Source organism: Rothia sp. QJM3NY_36 (genome assembly GCF_056173115.1).
Genome location: NZ_CM149658.1, coordinates 906,100 through 927,759, shown reverse-complemented (window position 1 = coordinate 927,759; position 21,660 = coordinate 906,100). Strand labels below are relative to the sequence as shown.

The 21,660-nt window shown below is 72.8% G+C and carries 19 protein-coding genes; 5 read left to right on the top strand and 14 right to left on the bottom strand.

Features of this window, described 5'->3' with window-relative positions:
• Positions 1-6 precede the first annotated feature (6 nt).
• The 5 genes from ftsL to dinB all read right to left on the bottom strand — a co-directional run bounded on the left by ftsL (position 7) and on the right by dinB (position 4,408).
• On the bottom strand, positions 7-762 hold the full coding sequence (gene ftsL / locus AC0VXQ_RS04045) for a cell division protein FtsL (protein ID WP_061225732.1): 756 nt from the start codon (positions 760-762) through the stop codon (positions 7-9).
• Positions 759-1,754 carry a 16S rRNA (cytosine(1402)-N(4))-methyltransferase RsmH gene (gene rsmH, locus AC0VXQ_RS04040; protein WP_061225733.1) on the bottom strand — a complete coding sequence of 332 codons (996 nt, stop codon included), beginning with the start codon at positions 1,752-1,754 and terminating at the stop codon, positions 759-761. Before rsmH ends, ftsL begins: the two co-directional genes overlap by 4 nt.
• A gap of 173 nt (positions 1,755-1,927) precedes the next feature.
• Positions 1,928-2,359 carry a division/cell wall cluster transcriptional repressor MraZ gene (gene mraZ, locus AC0VXQ_RS04035; RefSeq protein ID WP_058731089.1) on the bottom strand — a complete coding sequence of 144 codons (432 nt, stop codon included), beginning with the start codon at positions 2,357-2,359 and terminating at the stop codon, positions 1,928-1,930.
• Between the two features lie 264 nt (positions 2,360-2,623).
• Positions 2,624-3,019 carry a DUF3040 domain-containing protein gene (locus AC0VXQ_RS04030; protein ID WP_058731088.1) on the bottom strand — a complete coding sequence of 132 codons (396 nt, stop codon included), beginning with the start codon at positions 3,017-3,019 and terminating at the stop codon, positions 2,624-2,626.
• A gap of 72 nt (positions 3,020-3,091) precedes the next feature.
• A complete protein-coding gene (gene dinB, locus AC0VXQ_RS04025) occupies positions 3,092-4,408 on the bottom strand; it encodes a DNA polymerase IV (RefSeq protein ID WP_358293376.1) in 1,317 nt (438 codons plus the stop codon).
• A 267-nt stretch (positions 4,409-4,675) separates the two neighbouring features.
• Between dinB and AC0VXQ_RS04020 the strand changes: the two genes are divergently transcribed.
• Entirely contained in the window at positions 4,676-5,800 is a 1,125-nt protein-coding gene (locus tag AC0VXQ_RS04020) for a polyprenyl synthetase family protein (protein WP_363835203.1), read from the top strand.
• A gap of 33 nt (positions 5,801-5,833) precedes the next feature.
• On the opposite strand, the gene AC0VXQ_RS04015 is transcribed toward AC0VXQ_RS04020, so the two are convergent.
• A complete protein-coding gene (locus AC0VXQ_RS04015) occupies positions 5,834-6,202 on the bottom strand; it encodes an Rv2175c family DNA-binding protein (protein ID WP_058731085.1) in 369 nt (122 codons plus the stop codon).
• 73 nt (positions 6,203-6,275) lie between these two features.
• Here AC0VXQ_RS04015 and AC0VXQ_RS04010 point away from each other — a divergent pair, with 73 nt between their 5' ends.
• The gene (locus AC0VXQ_RS04010; RefSeq protein ID WP_081275589.1) at positions 6,276-7,655 is read left to right on the top strand and encodes a protein kinase domain-containing protein; all 1,380 of its coding nucleotides are present in this window, start codon (positions 6,276-6,278) and stop codon (positions 7,653-7,655) included.
• A 54-nt stretch (positions 7,656-7,709) separates the two neighbouring features.
• Here AC0VXQ_RS04010 and AC0VXQ_RS04005 read toward each other — a convergent pair whose 3' ends face one another.
• A complete protein-coding gene (locus AC0VXQ_RS04005; RefSeq protein WP_279751981.1) occupies positions 7,710-9,104 on the bottom strand; it encodes a class II 3-deoxy-7-phosphoheptulonate synthase in 1,395 nt (464 codons plus the stop codon).
• Between the two features lie 9 nt (positions 9,105-9,113).
• The gene (locus tag AC0VXQ_RS04000) at positions 9,114-9,848 is read right to left on the bottom strand and encodes a lysophospholipid acyltransferase family protein (protein ID WP_244884128.1); all 735 of its coding nucleotides are present in this window, start codon (positions 9,846-9,848) and stop codon (positions 9,114-9,116) included.
• An 89-nt stretch (positions 9,849-9,937) separates the two neighbouring features.
• On the opposite strand from AC0VXQ_RS04000, the gene AC0VXQ_RS03995 reads away from it, so the two are divergent.
• Together AC0VXQ_RS03995 and AC0VXQ_RS03990 are read left to right on the top strand one after the other, a co-directional pair.
• Positions 9,938-10,807, top strand: coding sequence for an alpha/beta hydrolase (locus AC0VXQ_RS03995; RefSeq protein ID WP_064725510.1), 870 nt, complete (start codon positions 9,938-9,940; stop codon positions 10,805-10,807).
• 47 nt (positions 10,808-10,854) lie between these two features.
• Positions 10,855-12,708 carry an AMP-dependent synthetase/ligase gene (locus AC0VXQ_RS03990; protein WP_475529204.1) on the top strand — a complete coding sequence of 618 codons (1,854 nt, stop codon included), beginning with the start codon at positions 10,855-10,857 and terminating at the stop codon, positions 12,706-12,708.
• A 113-nt stretch (positions 12,709-12,821) separates the two neighbouring features.
• Here AC0VXQ_RS03990 and AC0VXQ_RS03985 read toward each other — a convergent pair whose 3' ends face one another.
• Positions 12,822-14,252 carry a mycothione reductase gene (locus AC0VXQ_RS03985; RefSeq protein WP_358293368.1) on the bottom strand — a complete coding sequence of 477 codons (1,431 nt, stop codon included), beginning with the start codon at positions 14,250-14,252 and terminating at the stop codon, positions 12,822-12,824.
• A 130-nt stretch (positions 14,253-14,382) separates the two neighbouring features.
• Positions 14,383-17,829: a pyruvate carboxylase gene (locus tag AC0VXQ_RS03980; protein WP_475529202.1), complete on the bottom strand. Its 3,447-nt coding sequence runs from the start codon at positions 17,827-17,829 to the stop codon at positions 14,383-14,385.
• A gap of 219 nt (positions 17,830-18,048) precedes the next feature.
• On the opposite strand from AC0VXQ_RS03980, the gene AC0VXQ_RS03975 reads away from it, so the two are divergent.
• Positions 18,049-18,846 (top strand): ParA family protein, encoded by a 798-nt coding sequence (locus AC0VXQ_RS03975; protein WP_055684666.1) that lies wholly within the window; start codon positions 18,049-18,051, stop codon positions 18,844-18,846.
• 79 nt (positions 18,847-18,925) lie between these two features.
• On the opposite strand, the gene AC0VXQ_RS03970 is transcribed toward AC0VXQ_RS03975, so the two are convergent.
• The 4 genes from AC0VXQ_RS03970 to gcvH form a co-directional block, all read right to left on the bottom strand.
• Positions 18,926-19,507, bottom strand: coding sequence for a MerR family transcriptional regulator (locus AC0VXQ_RS03970; RefSeq protein WP_475529380.1), 582 nt, complete (start codon positions 19,505-19,507; stop codon positions 18,926-18,928).
• A 294-nt stretch (positions 19,508-19,801) separates the two neighbouring features.
• The gene (gene ftsR, locus AC0VXQ_RS03965; RefSeq protein ID WP_363835211.1) at positions 19,802-20,527 is read right to left on the bottom strand and encodes a transcriptional regulator FtsR; all 726 of its coding nucleotides are present in this window, start codon (positions 20,525-20,527) and stop codon (positions 19,802-19,804) included.
• A gap of 17 nt (positions 20,528-20,544) precedes the next feature.
• Positions 20,545-20,985, bottom strand: a complete 441-nt coding sequence (locus AC0VXQ_RS03960; RefSeq protein ID WP_254303317.1) for an FHA domain-containing protein — start codon at positions 20,983-20,985, stop codon at positions 20,545-20,547.
• 216 nt (positions 20,986-21,201) lie between these two features.
• Positions 21,202-21,588 (bottom strand): glycine cleavage system protein GcvH, encoded by a 387-nt coding sequence (gcvH, locus tag AC0VXQ_RS03955; protein ID WP_055684669.1) that lies wholly within the window; start codon positions 21,586-21,588, stop codon positions 21,202-21,204.
• Positions 21,589-21,660: the final 72 nt, after the last annotated feature.

Sequence of the window (21,660 nt, the reverse complement as noted above, 5' to 3'; positions counted from 1 at the left end):
GACGGCTCAGCGGCCGCGGTCGTCCCCGGCCTGCCCGGACTGGGACGCCGCAGGGCTGGCCGAGGCCCGTTCCTGGGCCTTCTTCTGCTCATCGGCCTTCTTCTGGGCCGCCTCGTCCTTCTTCTGCTGCTCCGCGGCGCGCTGCTGGGCCTGCTGGGCGGCCTCGGTGTCGCTGCCCTTCGGCGGATCGATCAGGTTGGTCCGGCCCTGCTCGGCCGCCTCCTTGGGATCCTCCCCCACCGCCTCGGCGGCCTGCGGGGTGCCGTTGAGCTTGCCGGTGCGCAGATCCAGCTGCGCCTGCTGGGCCTGGGAGACCATCCCCAGCTGGGAGGCGCGCGCGGCCAGATTCTGGGGGGCCTGCTGGAACTCGATCTCCTGGCTCAGGGCCTGGTTCCGCTCCGTGAGGTCCTGCTCCTGCGCGCGCAGCTGGACGAGGTCGTACTGGTTCTGGGAGATGGTGATGTTCATCAGCAGGGCGAAGCCCAGGGTCAGCAGGACCCCGAGGAAGGTCGCGATGATCAGCGGGATCCTGCGGCGTCGGGCCCGTGCCGGCGCCGAGGCCAGCGGGCGACGGCGGGCGCGGGCGGAGCCGGTCGACCGATCGGCATCCTGAGCGGTCTCCAGGACACCCTCGGAGGTCTCGACCTCCTGCGCCCCGCCGCCGACCAGTCGCAGCCGCCGCTGGCGCACCGCCTGCAGATGCAGCGCCGGGGAGACGGAGTCATCGTGCGCGCTGTCGGGCTGCTGGGGTTCTGCGCTCATGGGGTGGTCCTCGGGTCGCGGATGCGTTCGGCGGCACGCAGACGAGCTGAGGCCGCGCGGGGGTTGGCGTCGATCTCCTCGGGGCTCGGGGGCTCGGCCCCCCGGGTGAGGATCCGGAGCTCGGGACGATGCTCCTCCAGCTCCACCGGGAACCCCTTGGGGGCCCGGGAGACGGCCAGGCTCGCCATCGCCTTCTTGACGATTCTGTCCTCCAGGGAGTGGTAGCTCAGCGCCGCGACACGGCCGCCCACCCGGATCGCCCGCAGAGCGGCGGGCACGGCGCGCTGCAGAACCTCAAGCTCAGCATTGACTTCAATGCGCAGGGCTTGGAAGGTCCGCTTGGCCGGATGCCCCCCGGAGCGCTGCGCCGCCGCGGGAACGGCCCGGGTGACCACCTCCACCAGCTCACCGGTCCTGGAAAACGGGGTCTCCTGACGAACCTCTACCAGAGCTTGAGCGATGCGTCCGGCGTAGCGTTCCTCACCCCAGTCCCGCAGGATCCGTCGAAGGTGAGATTCGTCATAGGTGTTCACGATGTGAGCCGCGGTGAGCTCGTCCTCCGCGTTCATGCGCATATCCAGCGGGGCGTCGTAGGAGTAGGCGAAGCCGCGCTCGCGCTCATCCAGCTGCAGGGAGGAGACCCCCAGGTCGAACAGCACGCCGTCCACCCGGTCGATGCCGCGCTCGGCGAGCACCTCGGGAATCTCGTCGTAGACCGCCCAGACCGGGCGGAACCGGTCGCCGAACGGGGCCAGCCGTTCACCGGCCAGTGCGTGGGCCTGCGGGTCGCGGTCGATCCCCAGGACGGTGAGCCGGGGGAAGCGGGTCAGCAGGGCCTCGGTGTGCCCGCCCATTCCGAGGGTCGCGTCCACGACCACGGGACTCGGCCCCTCGAGAGCCGGGGCCAGCAGATCCAGGCACCGGTCCAGCAGCACCGGGACGTGCCGTCGCCGCGCATCGGATCGCTCCGGGCACTCGCGCTCCTGCGTCATCGGGGTCCTCCTCCCTGCGTCTGCCCCACCGGATGGGAGCCGCCGCCTCTGCCCAGCCCCCGCCATCCGATCCTCCTCCCGCACGCCACCCCCGTGCGGGCCTGCCTCAGGGGAAGGTGAGTCAGGACCGACCACGAGGTCGATGCGTCGGGCGGAAGATCGCAGGGCGGGGATCACAGCAGGCCGGGCAGCACCTCGTCATCCGTCTCCGAGAACTCCGTCTCTTTCTGCGTCAGGTACGCGTTCCACGCCTCGGCATCCCAGATCTCCGCGCGGGTGCCCGCCCCGATCACGGCCAGCTCCCGCCCCAGCCCCGCATACTCGCGCAGCGGTGTCGGGATGGTCACCCGGCCCTGCCGGTCCGGCACCTCATCCGAGGCCCCCGAGAGGAACACGCGGATGTAGTCCCGGGCCTGGCGCGAGGACAGCGGCGCCTGGCGCAGCTGCTCGTGGACCCGCTCGAACTCGGCCTGGCTGAACACGTAGAGGCAGCGCTCCTGCCCCCGGGTGAGCACGAGCCCCTCGGCCAGCTCCTCCCGGTACTTGGCGGGCAGGATCAGCCGACCCTTCTCATCCAGCCGGGGAGAGTAGGTGCCCAGAAACACCGGCCCACCGCCTCCCGCGTCCGAGGTTGATCTGATCTGCCGCGATGCGCACCGGGATCCACTGGAACCCCGGGAGCACCCGACGCGCCCCACTTTACTCCACTTCCCTCCCCACAACCGCCCCGAAGGGCCATTCCCAGCCGATTCCCATGCGCGACGCGGAGGGAGCACGGTCTCGCCAGGCACGGAAAAAGGGGCCGGATCCCGCCGATCTGCGGGATCCGGCCCCTGTCGAGGGCTGATCATGGAGGAAAGTGGAGCGGCTCAGCGCTCCCGGTGGCGATCCTCCCACTGCTGCTCGAGGCGCTGCATGAAGGAGACGCCGCGCTCGCCGGCGCGGGGGCGGTTAGTGCGCCCGGAGGCCTCCGAGCGGCCGCCGCCCTCGCGACGGCGCAGCGTGGCCAGATAGACCCCGCCGGCCATGACCAGGAAGCCCAGGACCCCGACGAGGATCAGCTGCGTGGACACACCCAGCAGCACCAGGCCCAGGCCGAGCACGGCCACGACGATCCCCAGCACCAGATTGCGCCCGGACAGGCCAGCACCCGGGCGGGGGCGCGGGCGCTCTTCCTGCATCGTGTCCGCGAAGGTGGGGTCCTCGACGTTCAGCTGCTGTTCGAGCTGCTCCAGCAGCTGGCGTTCGCGCTCAGAAAGGGCCATGGTGCGTCCTTCTCCCGGAAAGATGGTGGATCCCCCGCCTCGCCTGGGCCGAGGGTCTCCGTCCAGCTCAGACTAGCCTTTTTCCCGCGGGTTTTCACCGGGTCCGCGCGGATCCGGACGGGCCCCGGCGCCCTCCTGCGCACCGGTGCCGGCCTCGGGGCGGTAGCGGCGGGCGAATCCGCCGCTGACCAGCCGGGCCGGGCGCAGACCGGCCGGACCGAAGCGATCGCGGATCCGATCCATGGCGCTCTCCGCCCCGCCCCATTCGGCCTCGGCGCGCAGCCGATCGCCGTCGGCCTCCTCCCACAGGCTCAGCTGGCGCCCGGCGGCGCCCTCCTCCAGCCGCTCGGCCCGCACCCCCACCAGTCGCACCCGGCCGGCCAGCGGGCCGAGGTCCTCGAACAGCCGCACCGCGGCGGCGTTGATCTCCCGTCCGGTCCCCGCGGCCCGCTCCAGGGTCCGGGTGCGGGTCAGCGTGCGGAAGTCCTGGTCCCGCAGCTTCAGGGAGACCGCCGCGGCCGTGCGACCGGAGGCGCGCAGCCGCCGTGCGACGTCGTGGCTCAGCTGCAGCAGCGCGGCCTTGATCTCGACGACGTCGTCCGTGTCAGCGGCGAAGGTGTGCTCGGCGCCCATGGACTTCTCGACCCGGTGGGACTGCACCGGCCGCTCGTCGATGCCGCGGGCCAGCTCCCACAGGTGCGCCCCCGAGGCGCGCCCGAGACGCCGCTGGAGGTATTCCAGAGACATTTGGCGCAGCTGGCCCACCGTGTGCAGGCCCGCCTCCTGCAGATGCGCCGCGGTCTTCTCCCCCACACCCCACAGTCGCCCCACCGGCAGCGGATCCAGGAACTGCCCGATCCGCGCCTCGGGCACCACCCACAGCCCATCCGGCTTGGACCCCGTGGAGGCCATCTTGGCGATGAACTTGTTGGAGGCGACCCCGATCGAGGCCACCAGCCCGGTGCGCTGGAGGATCCGGGTCCGGATGCCGCGGGCGATGCGCACGGGCGAGCCCAGGCGCCGCTGCGCCCCGGTGACGTCCAGGAAGGCCTCATCCACGCTGACCTGCTCCACCAGGTCGGTGACCTCGTGCAGCACGGCCATGATCTGCCGGGAGTAGGCGGAGTAGCTGGAGTGGGAGGGCTCGATGTACACGGCGCGCGGCGCCAGTCGTCGGGCGCGCGCCACCGGCATCGCCGAATGGACGCCGAGGGCACGGGCCTCGTAGGAGGCGGACAGCACCACGGAGCGGCTGCCGGAACCGGCCACGACCACCTGCCGCCCGACCAGTTCGGGCCGGGTCAGCAGCTCGACCCCGACGAAGAACGCGTCCATGTCCACGTGCAGGATCACCCGATGCGGGAAGTCGGGAGAGGGGACGGCGGGCACGGCGGGGAACTCCTCACGGACGGGATGCGGTGGGATGGAGCCCGACGGGGACGCCGGCGCCGACGGGATGCCGGGGAGCGCCGCCGACGCCGGGACCGCGGCGGAAGCAGGGCAGGCTGTACACTGGGCGGGGTGGCGGCCGCCGTCCCATCCGGGCTCCCGCGAGGCGCCGCCACGGCCATTATCCGCCACCGCACCCGCCGCGATCGAGCCGACCGCGGTCGCGTTCGCGCAGGGCGGTCCACCCCACCACCCGAGGAGCCTTCCATGACCCATGACCGCGCCGCCGAGCCGGGGGCCGCCGGATCCCCCGACGCCGTGGAGGCCGCCTTCCTCGACGCCGTGCAGCATCGCCTCCTGGGGTTTCTCGCCGAGCAGGAGCGCGTGCTCGCGGCCGTCTCCCCCGAGACCGAGCCTCTGATCGCGGCGATCCGTGACCTGTCCGCGGGCGGCAAGCGGCTGCGGGCCCTGCTGCTGCTGTGGGGCTGGCGCGCCGCCGGCGGCGGCGCCCAGGACCCGCGGCCGGTGCAGGCGGGGGCGGCGATCGAGCTGTTCCAATCCGCGGCGCTGATCCACGACGACATCATCGATCATTCCGACACCCGCCGCGGACGCCCCTCCGTGCACCACCGCTTCGCCGCGACCCACCGCGAGCGCGGGTGGTCCCTGGAGGCCCGGGACTACGGGCTGATGGGCGGGATCCTCGCCGGTGACCTGTGCCTGTCCTTCTCCGAGGCCCTGTTCGCTCCGCTGTGCGCGGATGCCGATCCGGCGGCGGAGCCGGGCCGGGCCCGGAAGATCTTCGATCTGATGCGCACCGAGGTCATGGGCGGGCAGTACCTGGACGGGCTGAGCGAGCACCTCGGCCGGGAGGAGCCCGAAGCCGCCCTGGAGCGGGCTCTGCGGGTCATCCGCTACAAGGCGGCGAAGTACACCTGCGAGCATCCGCTGCTGATCGGGGCGAGCCTGGCCGGGGCCGATGAGGCCCTGCTGACGGGCTTATCCGAGGTCGGGCTGCCGCTGGGCGAGGCGTTCCAGCTGCGCGACGACGTGCTCGGAGTGTTCGGGGAGCCGGCCGTGACGGGCAAGCCCGCCGGGGACGATCTGCGCGAGGGGAAGCGGACCGTGCTGGTGGCCCTGGCCCACGAGCGGGCCGACGCCCAGCGGTCCCGGGAGCTGGAGGCCGGGCTGGGAGACCCGCGGCTCACCGAGGACGGGGTGCGCCGGCTGCGGGAGATCCTGCGCGACACCGGGGCGCTGGCCCGCACCGAGGAGCTGATCCGCGAGCGCGAGCAGCTGGCCCGGCGGGCGCTGGATCGGCTCGAGGTCGACTCCGAGGTTCGGGCCGGGCTGGAGCGGCTGAGCGAGCGGGCTCTGCACCGCAGCTCCTGACTCCTGGCCAGGGACCGGGACCGGGGCGGGCGGCTACCAGGCGAGGGCCTGGGCCCGGCGCCGGATCTCGGTCTTGCGCCCTTCGCGCAGGGCGTCGATCGGACGCCCGGGCAGGGAGTCGTCCTCGGTCCACAGCCAGCGGATGGCCTCGGCGTCGTCGAAGCCGGCGTCGCGCAGGACCGTGAGGGTGCCCTTGAGCGGCTCCAGGACGCGGTCCTCGCGCAGGAACAGGGCCGGGATCCGGCGCACACCCTCGGCATCGCGCACGGCGATCAGCGCGCCCTCGCCGATCAGGGCGTGCACCCGGGTGACCTTCAGGTCCAGGGTCTCGGCGACGTCGGGCAGACTCAGCCACTGCCCGACGAGGTCGAAGAGGTTCTCGGTGTTCTCGGTGGAAGTCACGATCTCCAGGGTAGTCCAGCCCGGGCGCGGGGCTCCCGGCCGCTGTCCGGGACCATCCCCTACACTCGGGGGCATGAGACCCACCGGACCCGGACCCCTGAGCGGACGCACCGTGGAGGGACGCTATCTGCTGGGGGATCTGATCGCCCGCGGAGGGATGGGCACGGTCTACCGCGGGCGAGACCTGCGCCTGGGCCGCCCGGTGGCGGTCAAGGTGCTCAAGGAGTCGGTGGCCGCGGACCCCCGGCGCACGGACCGCTTCGCCGCGGAGGCCCGGGCGGCGGCGGCCGTCGCGGACCCGCACGTGGTGGCCGTGTGGGATCAGGGGGTGGATGAGACGGGTCCGGAGCCGCTGGCCTTCCTGGTGATGGAGCTGGTGGACGGGGCCACGCTGCGGGATCTGATCAAGCGCCGCTCGCCCATGACCGTGCGGGAGATGCTGCGGGTCGCGGTGCCGATGACGGCCGGGGTGGCCGCCGCGCACCGGTGCGGGCTGGTGCACCGGGACATCAAGCCGGAGAACGTGCTGACCTCCCCCACCGGGTCGGTGAAGGTCGCCGACTTCGGGCTGACCCGCCCGGTGCAGGAGGATTCCGCGACGCTGACCCTGATCGGCTCCGCCAACTACATCGCCCCGGAGGTGGTGCGCCGGGAGAGCTCAGGACCGCCCGCGGATCTGTATTCGCTGGGGGTGATCCTCTACGAGATGCTCACCGGGGTCCCGCCCTTCCGCGGTCCCTCCCCCTACGCGGTGTCCATGGCCCACGTGGACGAGCCCTTCCCGGTGCTGCAGCGGCGCTTCCCCGGGGTGGATCCGGAGGTCGCCGACATCGTGGTCTGGTGCTGCGAGAAGGACCCGGAGCACCGACCGCAGCGGGCGGCGGATCTGCTCGGGGAGCTGGAGCACCTGCGCGAGAGCCTGACACCGGCCGCGCTGGATCTGGCGCCCCCGGGGCACCGGCCGGAGACCGAGGACCTGTTCTCGGTGTTGCGCACGGACAGCCACACCGATCCGACCGGTCTGCGCGCGGTCCCCGCCGAGCAGGACGACCCCGATGCCGCACCGCCTCCGCGCACCCAGCCGACCCGGCTGCTGCCCCCGGACACCGACCTCGACGAGCTCCCCCGCACCGATCGGTCCCCGACCGCCCTGACGCGGCACCTCCAGGCCGCGCCCGCGCAGGCGGCGGTCCCCGCGGAAGGCCCACCCGCCGCAGGACAGGACCGGGTCATCCGAGACGCGGAGGCGCCCCGGGACCCCCGGAGCCCGCGGGTCGTGCTCGGGCGCGGCGGTCCCTACCGCGGCTGGATCCTGCTGCTCATCTTCCTGCTGGTCGCCTGCGCGGTGGGCTACCTCGGCTGGCTGCTGGGCCTGCAGCTGATCGGCTCGGGATACGGCACAGGGGCCGCCGCCGCCCTCCTCGGGGGCCGGGCGGGGCCACCCGCCGGGTAGCCCGCCCGACCCATCCGCGGCCCGGCTCGCCCCAGCGGACTCACCCCAGCGGACTCACCTGCGGCCTGAGAGGGCCTCGGCCACCAGGAAGGCGATCTCCAGGGACTGCCGGTGGTTCAGGCGGGGATCGCAGAGGGTCTCGTAGTGCTCGGCGAAGGCGGTCTCATCCACCGGGTCCGAGCCGCCCAGGCACTCGGCGACGTCGTCGCCGGTCATCTCCACGTGGATTCCGCCGGGGAAGGTGCCCAGCTCGCGGTGCACCTCGAAGAACCCGCGGACCTCGTCCATGACGTCCTCGAAGCGGCGGGTCTTGAACCCGGAGGGCACGGAGATGGTGTTGCCGTGCATGGGGTCGGTGACCCACACGGGGCTCGCCCCGGCATCGCGCACCCCCTCCACCAGACGCGGGAGGTTCTCCCGGATCTTCCCGGCACCCATCCGGGTGATGAAGGTCAGGCGTCCCGGCTCCCGCTGCGGGTCCAGCACGTCGATCAGCCGCAGCACCTCCTCGACCGTGGTGGTGGGCCCGAGCTTGACGCCGATGGGGTTGCGCACCTGGGAGAGGAAGTTCACGTGGGCGTCCGTGAGCCCGCGGGTGCGCTCCCCGATCCACAGGAAGTGCGCGGAGGTGTCGTAGGGCCGGTGGGTCCGGGAGTCGATGCGGGTCAGGGCCCGCTCGTAGTCCAGCAGCAGGGCTTCGTGCCCAGCGTAGAACTCGGTGGAGCGCAGGGCCTCGAAGTCCGCCCCGCAGGCGGCCATGAACTTCATGGCCCGGTCGATCTCCGCGGCCATGGACTCGTAGCGGGCGTGGGCCGGGTTGGCCACGAACCCCTGGTTCCAGGCGTGCACCAGGCGCAGGTCCGCGAAGCCGCCGGTGGTGAAGGCGCGGATGAGATTCAGCGTCGAGGCGGAGGTGTGGTATCCGGCGAGCATGCGGTTCGGGTCGTGCGCGCGGGACTCCGGGGTGAAGTCGAAGCCGTTGACCATCTCCCCGCGGAAGCTGGGCAGGGTGGTCTCCCCGCGGGTCTCGGTGTCCGAGGAGCGCGGCTTGGAGAACTGCCCGGCCATCCGCCCCATCTTGACCACCGGCATCGAGGCCCCGTAGGTCAGGACCACCGCCATCTGCAGCAGGGTGCGCACCCGGGCGCTGATCCTATCCGCGGTGGCCGCGGCGAAGGTCTCCGCGCAGTCCCCGCCGGTCAGGAAGAACGCCCGTCCCGCGGCCACCTCGGCCAGGCGGGCGCGCATCTGGTCCACCTCCCCGGCGAACACCAGCGGGGGCACGGCCTCCAAGTCGGCGACGACGCGGTCGAAATCGGGGTGACCCCGCCAGTCCGGCTGCTGTCCGGCGGCCCGTGTCCGCCACTCGTCCAGACCTGGGTAGTCCTGGGCTGAGGGTGCGGGGGCGGCGGGGGTGCTCGACAGTTCGGTCCGGATCTCGTTCGACATGCGAACAGTCTACGAGACGGGTGGCCGCCGAGTCCTGCCGTGGCCGCCACGGCGCGGGGCGTACTCGTCGACGTAGTCCTGCCCCGACAGCTCGCGGATGGCCGCGATGATCTGCTGGGCCGCGCCCCGCGCGGCGTGCGCGCCGGCGTCGGGCCCGGTCCAGGCGGACAGGTCCAGCGGCGCCCCGATCACGGTGCGGGGACGCTGCTCGGGCGCAGGGCGCAGCAGGGGCCGCGGCAGCCGGGGCAGCCGGGCCCCGGGAGGCTGCAGCCGCTGCGTGCCGATCATCGCCACCGGCAGGACGGGCACCCCCGCCTCCAATGCGAGCCTGGCCACCCCGAGCTTGGGCCGGTGCAGCCGCCCGTCCGGGGATCGCGTGCCCTCCGGGTAGATGCCCAGCAGCTGCCCCTCGGCTAAGACCGCCCGGGCCGCCTCCAGGGCCCCGGCCGAGCGCTGGCCCCCGGAACGGTCCAGGGGGATCTGGTGGATGGCGCGGAAGAACGCGGCCATGGCCCTGCCGAGGGGCCCCGGGGCGGTGAAGTACTCGGCCTTCGCGAGGAAGCTGACCGGGCGGGGCACCGCGACGGGCAGCAGCACCGGGTCCAGGAAGGACAGGTGGTTGGAGGCCAGGATCGCGGGACCGGTGGAGGGCACGTGCTCCAGGCCGTGCACCTGGGGGCGCAGCAGGAGGTTCACCAGCGGCCCGACGACGCCGCGTCGGAGGGCCATGTAGAGCGTCGGCACAGGGGTCCTTCGGTCCGGGAACGGGCGGTGGGGCCACTGTACCGCGCGGGGTTTCCCCGGGCCGGTGGGACCGTGGTTGAATCGTGGGTATGGGCTTGATCACGTACCTGCGCCACCGCAGCGCCGCCCCCGGACCCGGGGTCGGCGAGCTGCCGGAGGGCGTCGACGTGCGGGCGCAGTCCTGGGACGGGGGGCCTGACGGCGTGCTGGTCCTGCACGGGTTCACCGGGTCGCCGCACAGCATGCGCCCCTGGGCCCGGGAGTGGGCCCGACGCGGCTACGCCGTCGAGCTGCCGCTGCTGCCCGGGCACGGCACCTCCGTGGCGGACATGGCCACCCGGAACTGGCGGGAGTGGGCCGCGGCGGTGGATGACGCCTACTGGCGCCTGGCCGCCCGCTGCGAGCGCGTGGGGGTCGCGGGGCTGTCCATGGGAGGGGCGCTGGCGCTGCATCTGGCGGCCCGCCGGCCGGTCGCCGCGCTGAGCCTGGTCAACCCCGGCCTGGTCTCTCCGCAGCCGCTGAGCGCCCTGGGCGGGCCGCTGTCCCGTGTGGTGCCGACGGTGCCCGGGGTGCGCGATGACATCCGCCGGGAGGGCGTGAGCGAAGGGGCCTATCCGCGGGTGCCCGTGGCCGCCGCGGGGCAGATGCACCGGCTGTTCGCCGCGGCCCGCCGGAGCCTGGGCGCGGTGCGCGCCCCGGTGCAGGTGCTGCGCTCGGAGGTGGACCACGTGGTCACCGAGGCCAGTCTCCGCGCGCTGCGCGCCGGGCTGCCCCAGGCCCCGGAGGTGGTGTCGCTGCCGCGCAGCTGGCACGTGGCCACCCTGGATCACGACGCGCCGCTGATCTTCGCCGCCTCCACACGGTTCTTCGCCGACCACCGGCTGCGCGCCACCCCAGACCACACCGCGCGGGAGTCCCGGCCGGGGCAGCCCGCCGACGTCCGCAGGGACGCCCGCTGACCCCTCCCCCGTTCGCGGAAGGAGCGGTCCACGACCGAAAGGATCTCATGGACGAGACCTCGACCGAGCTGACCATCGAGACGGACCCGCAGTCCAATCTCACGGACCTGCTGGAGGCCAAGCTGCCCCAACACGCCGAGCAGGTGCTCTTCCGCGTGCAGGATGAGCCCGGCAGCGGCACCTGGCGGGAGGTGAGCGCGCGCGAGTTCCGCGAGGAGGTGATCGCCCTGGCCCGGGGGCTGATCGCCGAGGGCATCGAACCCGGCGACCGCGTCGGACTGATGTCGCGCACCCGCTACGAATGGGCCGTCGCGGACTTCGCGATCTTCTACGCCGGGGCGGTGACGGTGCCGATCTTCGAGACCTCCTCCCCCTCCCAGATCGCCTGGAACATGAGCGACTCGGGTGCCAAGGCCATCATCGTGGAGACGAGCCAGCACCTGGCCGCCGTCAAGAGGGCCGCCCGCCACGAGGAGCTGGCCCTGCGCACCGTCTGGCAGATCGACGCCGACGACCAGCGCCCGGAGTCCCTGGCCAGCCTGCGGGCCGCCGGGGAAGGAGTTTCCGAGGAGCAGGTGCAGGCCGCCCGCGGTGCTGCGGGACTGGAGGACACCGCCACGATCATCTACACCTCCGGCACGACGGGGCGCCCGAAGGGCTGCGCGCTGACCCACGGGAACTTCGTGCGCCTGTCCGCGGCGGTGCGCCAGAATGTGCCCGAGGTCGCGAATGAGCGCAACACCACGCTGCTGTTCCTCCCGCTGGCCCACGTCTTCGCCCGCTTCATCCACGTGGTGGCCCTGGACGCAGGCATCACGATGGGCCACTCCCCCGATCTGAAGTACCTGACCCAGGACATCGCGAGCCTCTCCCCGGACTTCCTGCTGGTGGTCCCGCGGGTCTTCGAGAAGATCTACAACGGGGCGCGCTCCCGCGCCCACGATGCCTCCGCGGTCAAGGGGCGGATCTTCGACTGGGCCGAGCGGGTGGGGGTGGCCTGGTCCGAGACGGTCATGGACGGGCGGCGGCCCTCCCTGGCCCTGCGCGCCCAGTACGCGACAGCGGACCGACTGGTCTTCGCCCAGCTGCGCCGGGCCCTGGGTGGGAAGGTCAAATGGGCCGTCTCCGGCGGGGGGCCGCTGGCGGTGCGTCTGGCCCACTTCTTCCACGCCGCGCACCTGAAGATCCTGGAGGGCTACGGGCTGACCGAGACCACCGCCCCGGCCACGGTCGGCACCGTGCAGGACTTCCAGATCGGCACCGTCGGCCCGCCCCTGCCGGGGACCTCGGTGCGCATCGTCGCCGACGGCGAGGTGGAGCTGCGCGGCGTCGGGATCATGGCCCACTACTGGCGCAATGAGAAGGCCGACGCGGAGTCCTTCACCGAGGACGGCTGGTTCCGCACCGGGGATCTGGGGGAGCTGACCGAGCGCGGGATGCTGAAGATCACCGGGCGCAAGAAGGAAGTCATCGTCACCGCGGGCGGGAAGAACGTCATCCCCGCCACCTACGAGGATCTGATCCGGGCCTCCCCGCTGGTCTCCCAGTGCGTGGTCTTGGGCGATGGGAAGCCGTTCATCGCGGCCCTGATCACCCTGGACGAGGAGACCCTGCCGAAGGAGCTGGGCAGGCTGGGACTGGACCCGGATCTCACCGCCGAGCAGGCCGCCCAGACCGAGGAGGTCGGCGAGGCCGTGCAGCGGCTGGTGGACCGGGCCAACGAATCCGTCTCCCGGGCCGAATCCGTGCGGGCCTTCCGGATCATCCCGCGGGACTTCACCGAGGAGTCCGGACACCTGACCCCCTCGATGAAGATCCGCCGCCCCCAGGTGATGCGGGACTACCAGGACGTCATCGAGGAGATCTACAGCAGCCCCAAGCCCACCGGGAACGACGCCTGAGCCACCCGCCGCGGGACCGGATGCTCCCCGGTCCCGCGGCGCACGTCGGCCGCCGCGCGGTCGGCGGGGCCGCGGTCGGCCGGACCGACGTCGGTCCGGCCGCGGGGTGCGGGTCAGTCCGGCAGCCCCGGGGTGCCGGGCACGTCCAGGCCCAGCAGGGCGTTCTCCACGACCTCGCTGAGCGCCGGGTGGATCCAGTACTGCCCCCGGGCCATCGTGTGCGCGTCCAGCCCGAAGCTCATCGCCTGCACCAGCGGCTGGATGAGGATCGAGGCCTCCGTGCCGATCAGGTGGGCCCCGAGCAGCTGACCGGTGTCCTTCCGGGCGATGAGCTTGACCAGCCCGGCCGAATCCTCCATGGCCCAGCCGTAGGCGACGTCGCCGTAGTCCTGGACCTTCACGGTGATCGCGAAGCCCTCCCGCTCCGCGAGCCTGCGGGCCTGCTCCTCGGTCAGCCCCACGGCGGCGATCTGCGGGTCGGAGAACACCGCGTGGGGCACGTAGCGCTGGTCGGTGGCCCGCAGGTCCTGCGGGTGGGTGAGGTTGTGGGCCACAGTGCGGGCCTGGGCGTTGGCCAGGTGCTTCAGCTGCACCGGGGAGCAGATGTCCCCCAGCGCCCACACCCCGGTCACGGGCCGCCCGTCGGCCAGCACCCGCTGCTGGGCGTCCACGGCCACGACCCCGTCGCGCACGTCCAGCCCGGCCTCCGCCGCCCCGATCCGGTCCGCGTTGGACCGTCGCCCGGTCGCCACCAGGACGACGTCCGCGCACACCGCCTCCCGCGAGCCCTCGCCGTCGAGAAGGTGCACCTGCAGGCCACCCTCCGGGCCCTGCTCGATCCGCTCGATCTCGGTCCCGGTGCGCAGGTCCCAGCGCCGGGCGGCCTCGCGGCGGAAGCGCTCGGCGATCTGCGCGTCGTGCTCACGCAGCAGCCGCTCGGAGCGGTTGACCTGGATCACCCGCGAGCCCAGCCCCGTGAAGACGGTCGCGAACTCCGCGGCGATGAACCCGCCGCCGACGATCACCACGGTCTCCGGCAGCTCCTCCAGGCGCATGATCGTGTCCGAGGTGTGCACCCCGGGCAGGTCGATGCCGAGGATCTGCGGGAGCACGGCCCGGGCGCCGGCGGCCAGGACCAGCTGCCGCCCGCGGATCCGGGTCCCGTCGTCCAGCACCAGGGTGTGCGGATCCTGCAGGCGGGCCTCCTGGGTGAACACCTCCACGAAGTCCTGGCCCTGCCGGTAGGACAGCCCACCCTCGGAGATCGGGTCGATCCGGCCGAAGATGCGGTCCCGCAGGCCCGGCCAGTCCGCCCCGGTGCGGCGCATGCGCACGCCGAGCCGCTCCAGGTCCAGCCCGTGCAGGGCAGTGGCCGCCGGGTAGGCGAACATCTTGGTGGGGATGCACCCGACGTTCAGGCAGGTGCCGCCGAAGATCCCGGAATCCACGATTGCGACCCGCCGGTCCCGCCAGGACTCGTCGATGATGGTGTTGCCGGATCCGGATCCCAGGATCACCAGATCGTACTCGCGGGTCTCGGACATGGTCCTCCTCGTGGTCGCGCCGGCCCCGCGCGGTCCGTCGGGGCCCTGGCCCGGGGCGCGCGGCCCCGTCCCTCGGCTCAACGTCCGGACCGTAGCCGCGCATTCCCGCCGGGAGGCGGGCGCGCAAGGATCAGGCGGGATCGATGACGATGACGAGGTCTCCCCCGTGCATCTGGGTGACCTCCCGGGCCAGGACCCGCTGCACGGTCCCGGCCACCGGCGCGGTGATGGAGGCCTCCATCTTCATGGCCTCGATCGTGGCGACCTGCTCGCCGGAGGCCACCTCCTGGCCCTCCTCCACGATCACGCTCACCGCCCCGGCGAAGGGGGCGGGCACGTGCCCGGGGCGGGAGGCGTCGGCCTTCTCCGCGGCCTGGAAGCTGGTCTCCACGGACTCGTCGCGCACGTCGATCGAGCGCTGCTGGCCGTTCAGCGTGCACATCACGGTCCGGTAGCCCTTCTCGTCGGGCTCGGAGATCGCCTGCAGCGTGGCCAGCAGCCGCACCCCGCGGCCCAGGGAGATCACGTGCTCGCGGTGCTCGACCATGCCGTAGAGGAAGTCCCGAGTGTGCAGCACGGACAGGTCCCCGTACTCCTCTCTGGACTTCGCGTACTCCGCGGCCGGGCCCGGGAACAGCAGCCGGTTCAAGGTGGCGCGGCGGGTCGGGGAGTCCCCGGTCAGACCCTCCCGGTCCTCTTCGGACAGTTGGGTGATCTTCGGCTTGGCGTGGCGCCCCTCCAGGGCCTTGGTGCGGAACGGCTCGGGCCAGCCGGCCGGCGGGGTGCCCAGCTCCCCGTTGAGGAAGCCGATCACGGAGTCGGGGATGTCGAACTTCTGCGGGTTCTGCTCGAACTCGGCCGGGTCCGCCTTCATGCCCACCAGCTGCAGGGCGAGGTCCCCCACGACCTTCGAGGAGGGGGTGACCTTCACGATGTGCCCCAGCATCCGGTCCGCGGCGGAGTACATGTCCTCGATCTCCTCGAAGTGCTCCGCCAGGCCCAGCGCGGTGGCCTGGGCGCGCAGGTTGGACAGCTGACCCCCCGGGATCTCGTGGCGGTAGACCCGCCCGGTCGGGGAGCTCAGTCCCATCTCGAAAGGCCGGTAGATCGCCCGCACGGCCTCCCAGTACGGCTCCAGGGAGCTGACCTGCTCCAGACCCAGCCCGGTGTCCCGCGGGGTGTCGGCCAGCGCGGCGACCAGCGAGGAGGCGGCCGGCTGGCTGGTGGTCCCGGCCAGGGAGGCGGCGGCGACGTCGACGGCGTCCACCCCGGCCTCGGCGGCGGCCAGCAGGGTGGCCAGCTGCCCGCCGGCGGTGTCGTGGGTGTGCAGGTGCACGGGCACATCGAAGCGCTCGCGCAGCGCCGCGACGAGGCGTCGGGCCGCCTCCGGGCGCAGCAGGCCGGCCATGTCCTTGATCGCCAGGATGTGCGCGCCGGCGTCGACGATCTGCTGGGCCAGATCCAGGTAGTACTCCAGGGTGTAGACCCGCTCCTGCGGGTCCAGCAGGTTGCCGGTGTAGCACATGGCCACCTCGGCCACCGCCGTGCCGGTCTCGCGCACCGCCCGGATCGCCGGGGCCATCTGGGAGACGTCGTTCAGGGCGTCGAAGATCCGGAAGATGTCCACCCCGGTCTCGGCGGCCTCCTTGACGAAGGCCTCCGTGACCTCCTCGGGGTACGGGGTGTAGCCCACCGTGTTGCGCCCGCGCAGCAGCATCTGGATCGGCAGGTTGGGCATGGCCGCCCGCAGGTGGGCCAGGCGCTCCCAGGGGTCCTCGGAGAGGAAGCGCAGGGCGACGTCGTAGGTGGCCCCGCCCCAGGCCTCCACCGAGAACAGCCCGGGCAGCACGTGGGCGTAGGCCGGGGCCGCGGCCAGCAGATCCCGGGTGCGGATCCGGGTGGCCAGCAGGGACTGGTGGGCGTCGCGGAACGTGGTGTCGGTGACCGCGAGGGCCTCGGACTCGCGCAGCGCCTTCGCGAAGCCCTCGGGGCCCTTCTCCAGCAGCACCTGGCGCCACCCGTCCGGGGGCGTGTGGTGCCCGCCGTCGAAGGGGTTGCGGTACGGCTCGGCGATCTTGTCCCCGGGGTAGCGGGGCAGCTTGTCCCGCGGGTCGATGCCCTCGATGCGGGGGCCGTGGGGGCGGTTGACCGTGACCTGGGCGAGGTAGCTCAGGGCCCGGGTGCCCCGGTCCGAGGAGTGCTTCTTGGTCAGCAGCTCCGGGTGCTCGTCGATGAAGGGGGTGGAGACGTCCCCGGCCTGGAACACCGGATCCTCCAGCACCGCCTGGATGAAGGGGATGTTGGTGGCCACCCCGCGGATGCGGAACTCGGCCAGGGCCCGCTGAGCCCGCTGCACGGCGGTGCGGAAGTCCCGGCCGCGGCAGGTGACCTTGCACAGCATGGAGTCGAAGTGCGGGGAGATCTCCGCCCCGGCGTACACGGTGCCCCCGTCCAGGCGCACCCCGGCACCGCCGGCGGAGCGATAGGCGCTGATCTTCCCGACGTCGGGCCGGAACCCGTTGGTGGGGTCCTCGGTGGTGATCCGGCACTGCAGGGCCGCACCCTTGACGCTCAGGGTCTCCTGGGAGATGCCCAGGTCCTCCAGGGTCTCCCCCGAGGCGATGCGCATCTGGGCCTGCACGAGGTCCACGTCCGTGACCTCCTCGGTCACGGTGTGCTCCACCTGGATGCGCGGGTTCATCTCGATGAACACGTGCTGCCCGGCCCGCTCCCCCGCGGTGTCCACGAGGAACTCCACGGTGCCGGCGTTGACGTAGCCCAGCTCCCGGGCGAACTTCACCGCATCCCGGTGCAGGGCCTGGCGGATCCGCTCGTCCAGGTGCGGGGCCGGGGCGATCTCCACGACCTTCTGGTGCCGACGCTGCAGGGAGCAGTCGCGTTCGAACAGGTGCACGATGTGCCCCTGCGCGTCGGCGAGGATCTGCACCTCGATGTGCCGGGGCCGCAGCACCGCCTGCTCCAGGAAGACCGTCGGGTCCCCGAAGGCGGTCTCCGCCTCGCGCATCGCCGCCGCCAGCGCATCCGGCAGCTCCTCGGCGGTGTTGACCCGGCGCATGCCGCGACCGCCGCCGCCGGCCACGGCCTTGACGAAGATCGGGAAGCCGATCCGCCCGGCCTCGGCCAGCAGCTGCTCCGGGTCCGCGGAGGGCTCGGTGGAATCCAGCACGGGGATCCCGGCGCGCCGGGCGGCCTTCAGCGCCGCGACCTTGTTCCCGGCCAGGTCCAGGACCTCCGGGGGCGGGCCGATGAAGGTGATCCCGGCCTCGGCCGCGGCCTGGGCGAGCTTGGGGTTCTCGGACAGGAACCCGTAGCCGGGGTAGATCGCGTCCGCACCGGACTCACGGGCCACCCGGATGATCTCGTCCACATCCAGGTAGGCCCGGACGGGGTGGCCCTCCTCCCCGATCGGGTAGGCCTCATCGGCCTGCTGGCGGTGGATCGAGTTGCGGTCCTCGTATGGGAAGACGCCGACGGTCTTGGCGCCGAGCTCGTAGGCGGCGCGATAGGCGCGGATCGCGATCTCGCCGCGGTTGGCGACCAGGATCTTGGAGAACATCGGGGATTCCACCGTTTCCGTCCCGCATCGCGCCGCTTCCGACCGGAAGCGGGACGCGCGGGAGCTTGGTTGGCCGGACAGGAGGTGTCCCGAACAATATATGTCAGATCACACCCCGGGGAGGAATCCGCCGCACCCTCGGGACACGGCATCGGGCGCCCGGGCCGCTATGATGGGGCCGATTCCGAAAAAACCCGGCCCATCCCGCGCGAGGTGTGTGTGTCCCAGATCGTCAGCGTCAGCTCCCTGAAGGGCGGGGTCGGCAAGACCTCCGTGGCCCTGGGCCTGGCCTCCGCGGCCCTGCACCGCGGGGTGGACACGCTCGTGGTGGATCTGGATCCGCACGGGGACGCCAGCACGGGGCTCGGACTGTCCGCGACCCACGCGCACGGGACCGACGTCGCGCAGGTCCTGGCAGCCCCGGGCCGACGCCGGGCCGTGGCCCGCGCCGCGACCCCGGCCGGGTGGCTGCGCCGCAGCGACGCCGCGTCCGGGACCCGGCTGGATGTGCTGGCCGGCTCCGCCCGCTCGGCCGCCTACGAGCACCTGCGCCCGAACCGGCGGCAGCTGGGCCGCCTGCGCGAGGCCCTGGCCGGGGCCTCCGGCTACGAGCTGGTGCTCATCGACTGCCCGCCCGCGCTGAACACCCTGACGATGATCGCCTGGGCCGCCAGCGACAAGGTGCTCTCCGTGGCCGAGCCCTCCCTGTTCTCGGTGGCCGGCACCGAGCGCACCATGCGCGCGATCGCCCGCTTCGAGTCGGAGAGCTCCCTGAAGGTGCGCGCGGCCAGCGTCGTGGTCAACAAGGTGCAGGAGGACTGGCCCGAGCACCGCTACCGCATCGAGGAGATGGAGGGGATGTTCGGGCGCCTGCTGGTCTCCCCCGCGATCCCGCAGTCTCCGGTGTGGCAGCAGATCCAGGGCTCGGCGCACCCCGTGCACGCCTGGGGCGGGGCGGAGGCCAGGGCCCTGGCCGAGGCCTACGACGCGATCCTCGCCGGACTGCTGCGGGGCTGATCCCGCAGCCACCCCACCGACGGCGGCGGGCTGACAACCGGCCGGCCGAGAGCTCGGCGTCGCCGCGGACGAGTCCGGCTCAGCCCGCCAGGTTTCGCCGCGCGCGCCGGGCGGAGAGCTCGTCGGGCGCGGACGGGGCCGGCTGCTGCTGCGCGGAGTGCTCCGCTGCGCGCAGATCCTCCCCGGGCATGCTGGAGAGGTTGGTCTCCAGCTCCCGCCAGACCCGGCCCACGGCGATGCCGAACACGCCCTGCCCCGCCTGGACCAGATCGATCACCTCATCCGGGGAGGTGCACTCGTAGACGCTGGCCCCGTCGGACATCAGGGTGATCTGGGCGAGGTCCTCGACCCCGCGCGAGCGCAGGTGCTGCACGGAGGAGCGGATCTGCTGCAGCGAGACGCCGGTGTCCAGCAGGCGCTTGACGATCTTCAGCACCAGGACGTCCCGGAAGGCGTACAGCCGCTGGGTTCCGGAGCCCTTGGCCCCGCGCACGGTGGGCTCCACGAGGTGGGTGCGCGCCCAGTAGTCCAGCTGTCGGTAGGTGATGCCCGCGGCCTTGCACGCCACGGGGCCGCGGTAGCCGATGCTCTCGTCCAGGGCCACGAGGTCCTCGTCGAACAGCAGCCCCTGGCGGCCGGTGGGCGGGGCGGCCGTCTCCATCCCGGGTAGCTGCTGCTCCTGGTAGGAGGGCGCGGGGGCCGCGTGCAGGGACGCCGGAGGGTTCCGGTGGGGGTCCTGCTGGGATCCGTCTCGACTCACCCTGGTCGTCTCCTCGGTCGGCGCTGGCGCGCGGTGGTGCAAGAGCACGTCCGGGGCGGGCGCTCCCGCCCCGGCCGGTGAGCCCGGCGCGCCGTCGGGGACGGGATCCGGATCCACTCCCTCGACGTTAGAGGCAACCCGGGGTCCGGTCAAAGACATCGGCCCACCGGGCCCCGCGTGTCCGCCGGGGCGGGCTCACCAGGTGCGCTGGACCCGGTCGGCCACCAGCTCGGCGTGCAGCTGCGTGCACAGCCCGGACAGCTCCCGGGCGGTGGCCGCGGCCCGCTCCCGGGACTGCTCGTCGCGGCGCCCGGCCAGCGGGGCCACGGCCTGCTCCACCAGCCCCACCTCCCGGTCGGCCGCCGCCCGGAAGAAGCGCAGATGTCGGGGCTGCAGGCCGTGGGAGGTCAGGCGCACGCACAGGGTCGCCGTCTGGGCGGCGTGCTCGTCGAAGGTGCCCTCCGGCCCCTCGCTGATCAGCCCGTAGGAGATCAGCTCCCGCAGCAGCGGCAGCGGGGCCGAGGTGTGCTTGGACAGCTCGCGCATGGACCAGGTGCGCGCCCCGGCCGTCCGCGCCGTCGGCGTGGCCACCTCCGGGGCCGGGCCGGGGCCCTCGGCCTCGGGCAGGGCGAAGTCCCCGCCGTCGCGCTCCACCGCGTCCACCTGTTCCTTGATGACCTTGAGGGGAAGATAGCGGTCACGCTGGAGCGTGAGGATGTAGCGCAGACGCACGATGTCCTGCGCGGAGTATTTGCGGTAGCCGGTGGCGGTGCGCTGGGGGAAGATCAGGCCGCGGTCCTCCAGGAAGCGCACCTTGGAGGCGCTCAGTCCCGGGAACTCGGCGTCCAGGTGGCTGAGCACCTGGCCGATGGTCTTATCCGTCACCTGCTCCGGTGCGGTGGCGTCCTCGGCGGCGTCCATGGGTGGGCTCGCCCGCCTCAGCGGCTGCGCCCGACGCAGAACACGAAGACGAACTTGCCGATGCGCACCTCGTCCCCGTCCTGCAGGCTCACGTGATCCACGCGGTCCCCGTTGACGTAGGTGCCGTTCAGGGAGCCGGCGTCGGTGATCTCGAAGGCCCCGGCGTTGAAGGAGAAGCTGGCGTGGCGCCGGGAGACCGTGACGTCGTCCAGGAAGATGTCCGCGTCCGGGTGGCGCCCGGCGACGATGCCGTGATCCGGCTTCGCGGCGTCCGCATCCAGCAGGAAGCGGGCGCTGCCGTGCGGGCCGGACTGGGCGATCAGCAGCGCCGAATCGGCGGGCAGGGCCGCGACGGCGGCGGCCTCCTCGTCGGCCAGGCGGCGGCGCACGGGGCGCTCCTGCGACGGGTTGACCCGGATGACGGTGGTCTCCGGTGATGCTTGCTCGTGCTCTGACATGTCTTCCCCTCGGGTCATGAGCGGCGGTCGGTTCCGGCCGGCACGGTCCCGGTCTCCCGGATCCGTGGTGCGGCCGCGGCGGGTCCCACCCCGGCGCCGACCGATCGGGGGCGCGGGGGAAGATCCCGGATCCCCAGTCTAGCGGGCCGATGCGGCGCGGGCGCGGGCTTCAGCCCTCGGCCCCGGTCTGTGCCGGCCCGGTCCGCGCCGCGTCGGTCAGGACAGCTGGTCGCGATAGGCCTGCGCATCCAGCAGACCGGCCAGGTCCGCGGGATCATCCGGGCGCAGCCGGATCAGCCAGCCCGCGTCGTAGGGGTCCTCGTTGACGGCCCCGGGGTTGTCCCCCAGCGCCTCGTTGACGGCCACGATCTCCCCGGCCACCGGCAGGTACAGGTCCGAGACGGACTTGGTGGACTCGACCTCGCCGAAGGAGTCCCCGGCGGCGAAGGAGTCCCCGACCTCCGGCAGGTCCACGTAGACGACGTCGCCCAGCGCGTCCTGGGCGTGGTCGGTGATCCCCACGGTGACGACGCCGTCGGCATCGGCCGCGGAGATCCATTCGTGCTCGGCGGTGTAGGAGAACTCGGTGGGGACGGCGCTCATCGGCGATGGCCTCTTCTCATGCGTGGGTGTGGGGGATCGCTGCGCGCCCGCCCGCAGGATCCCGAGGGAACT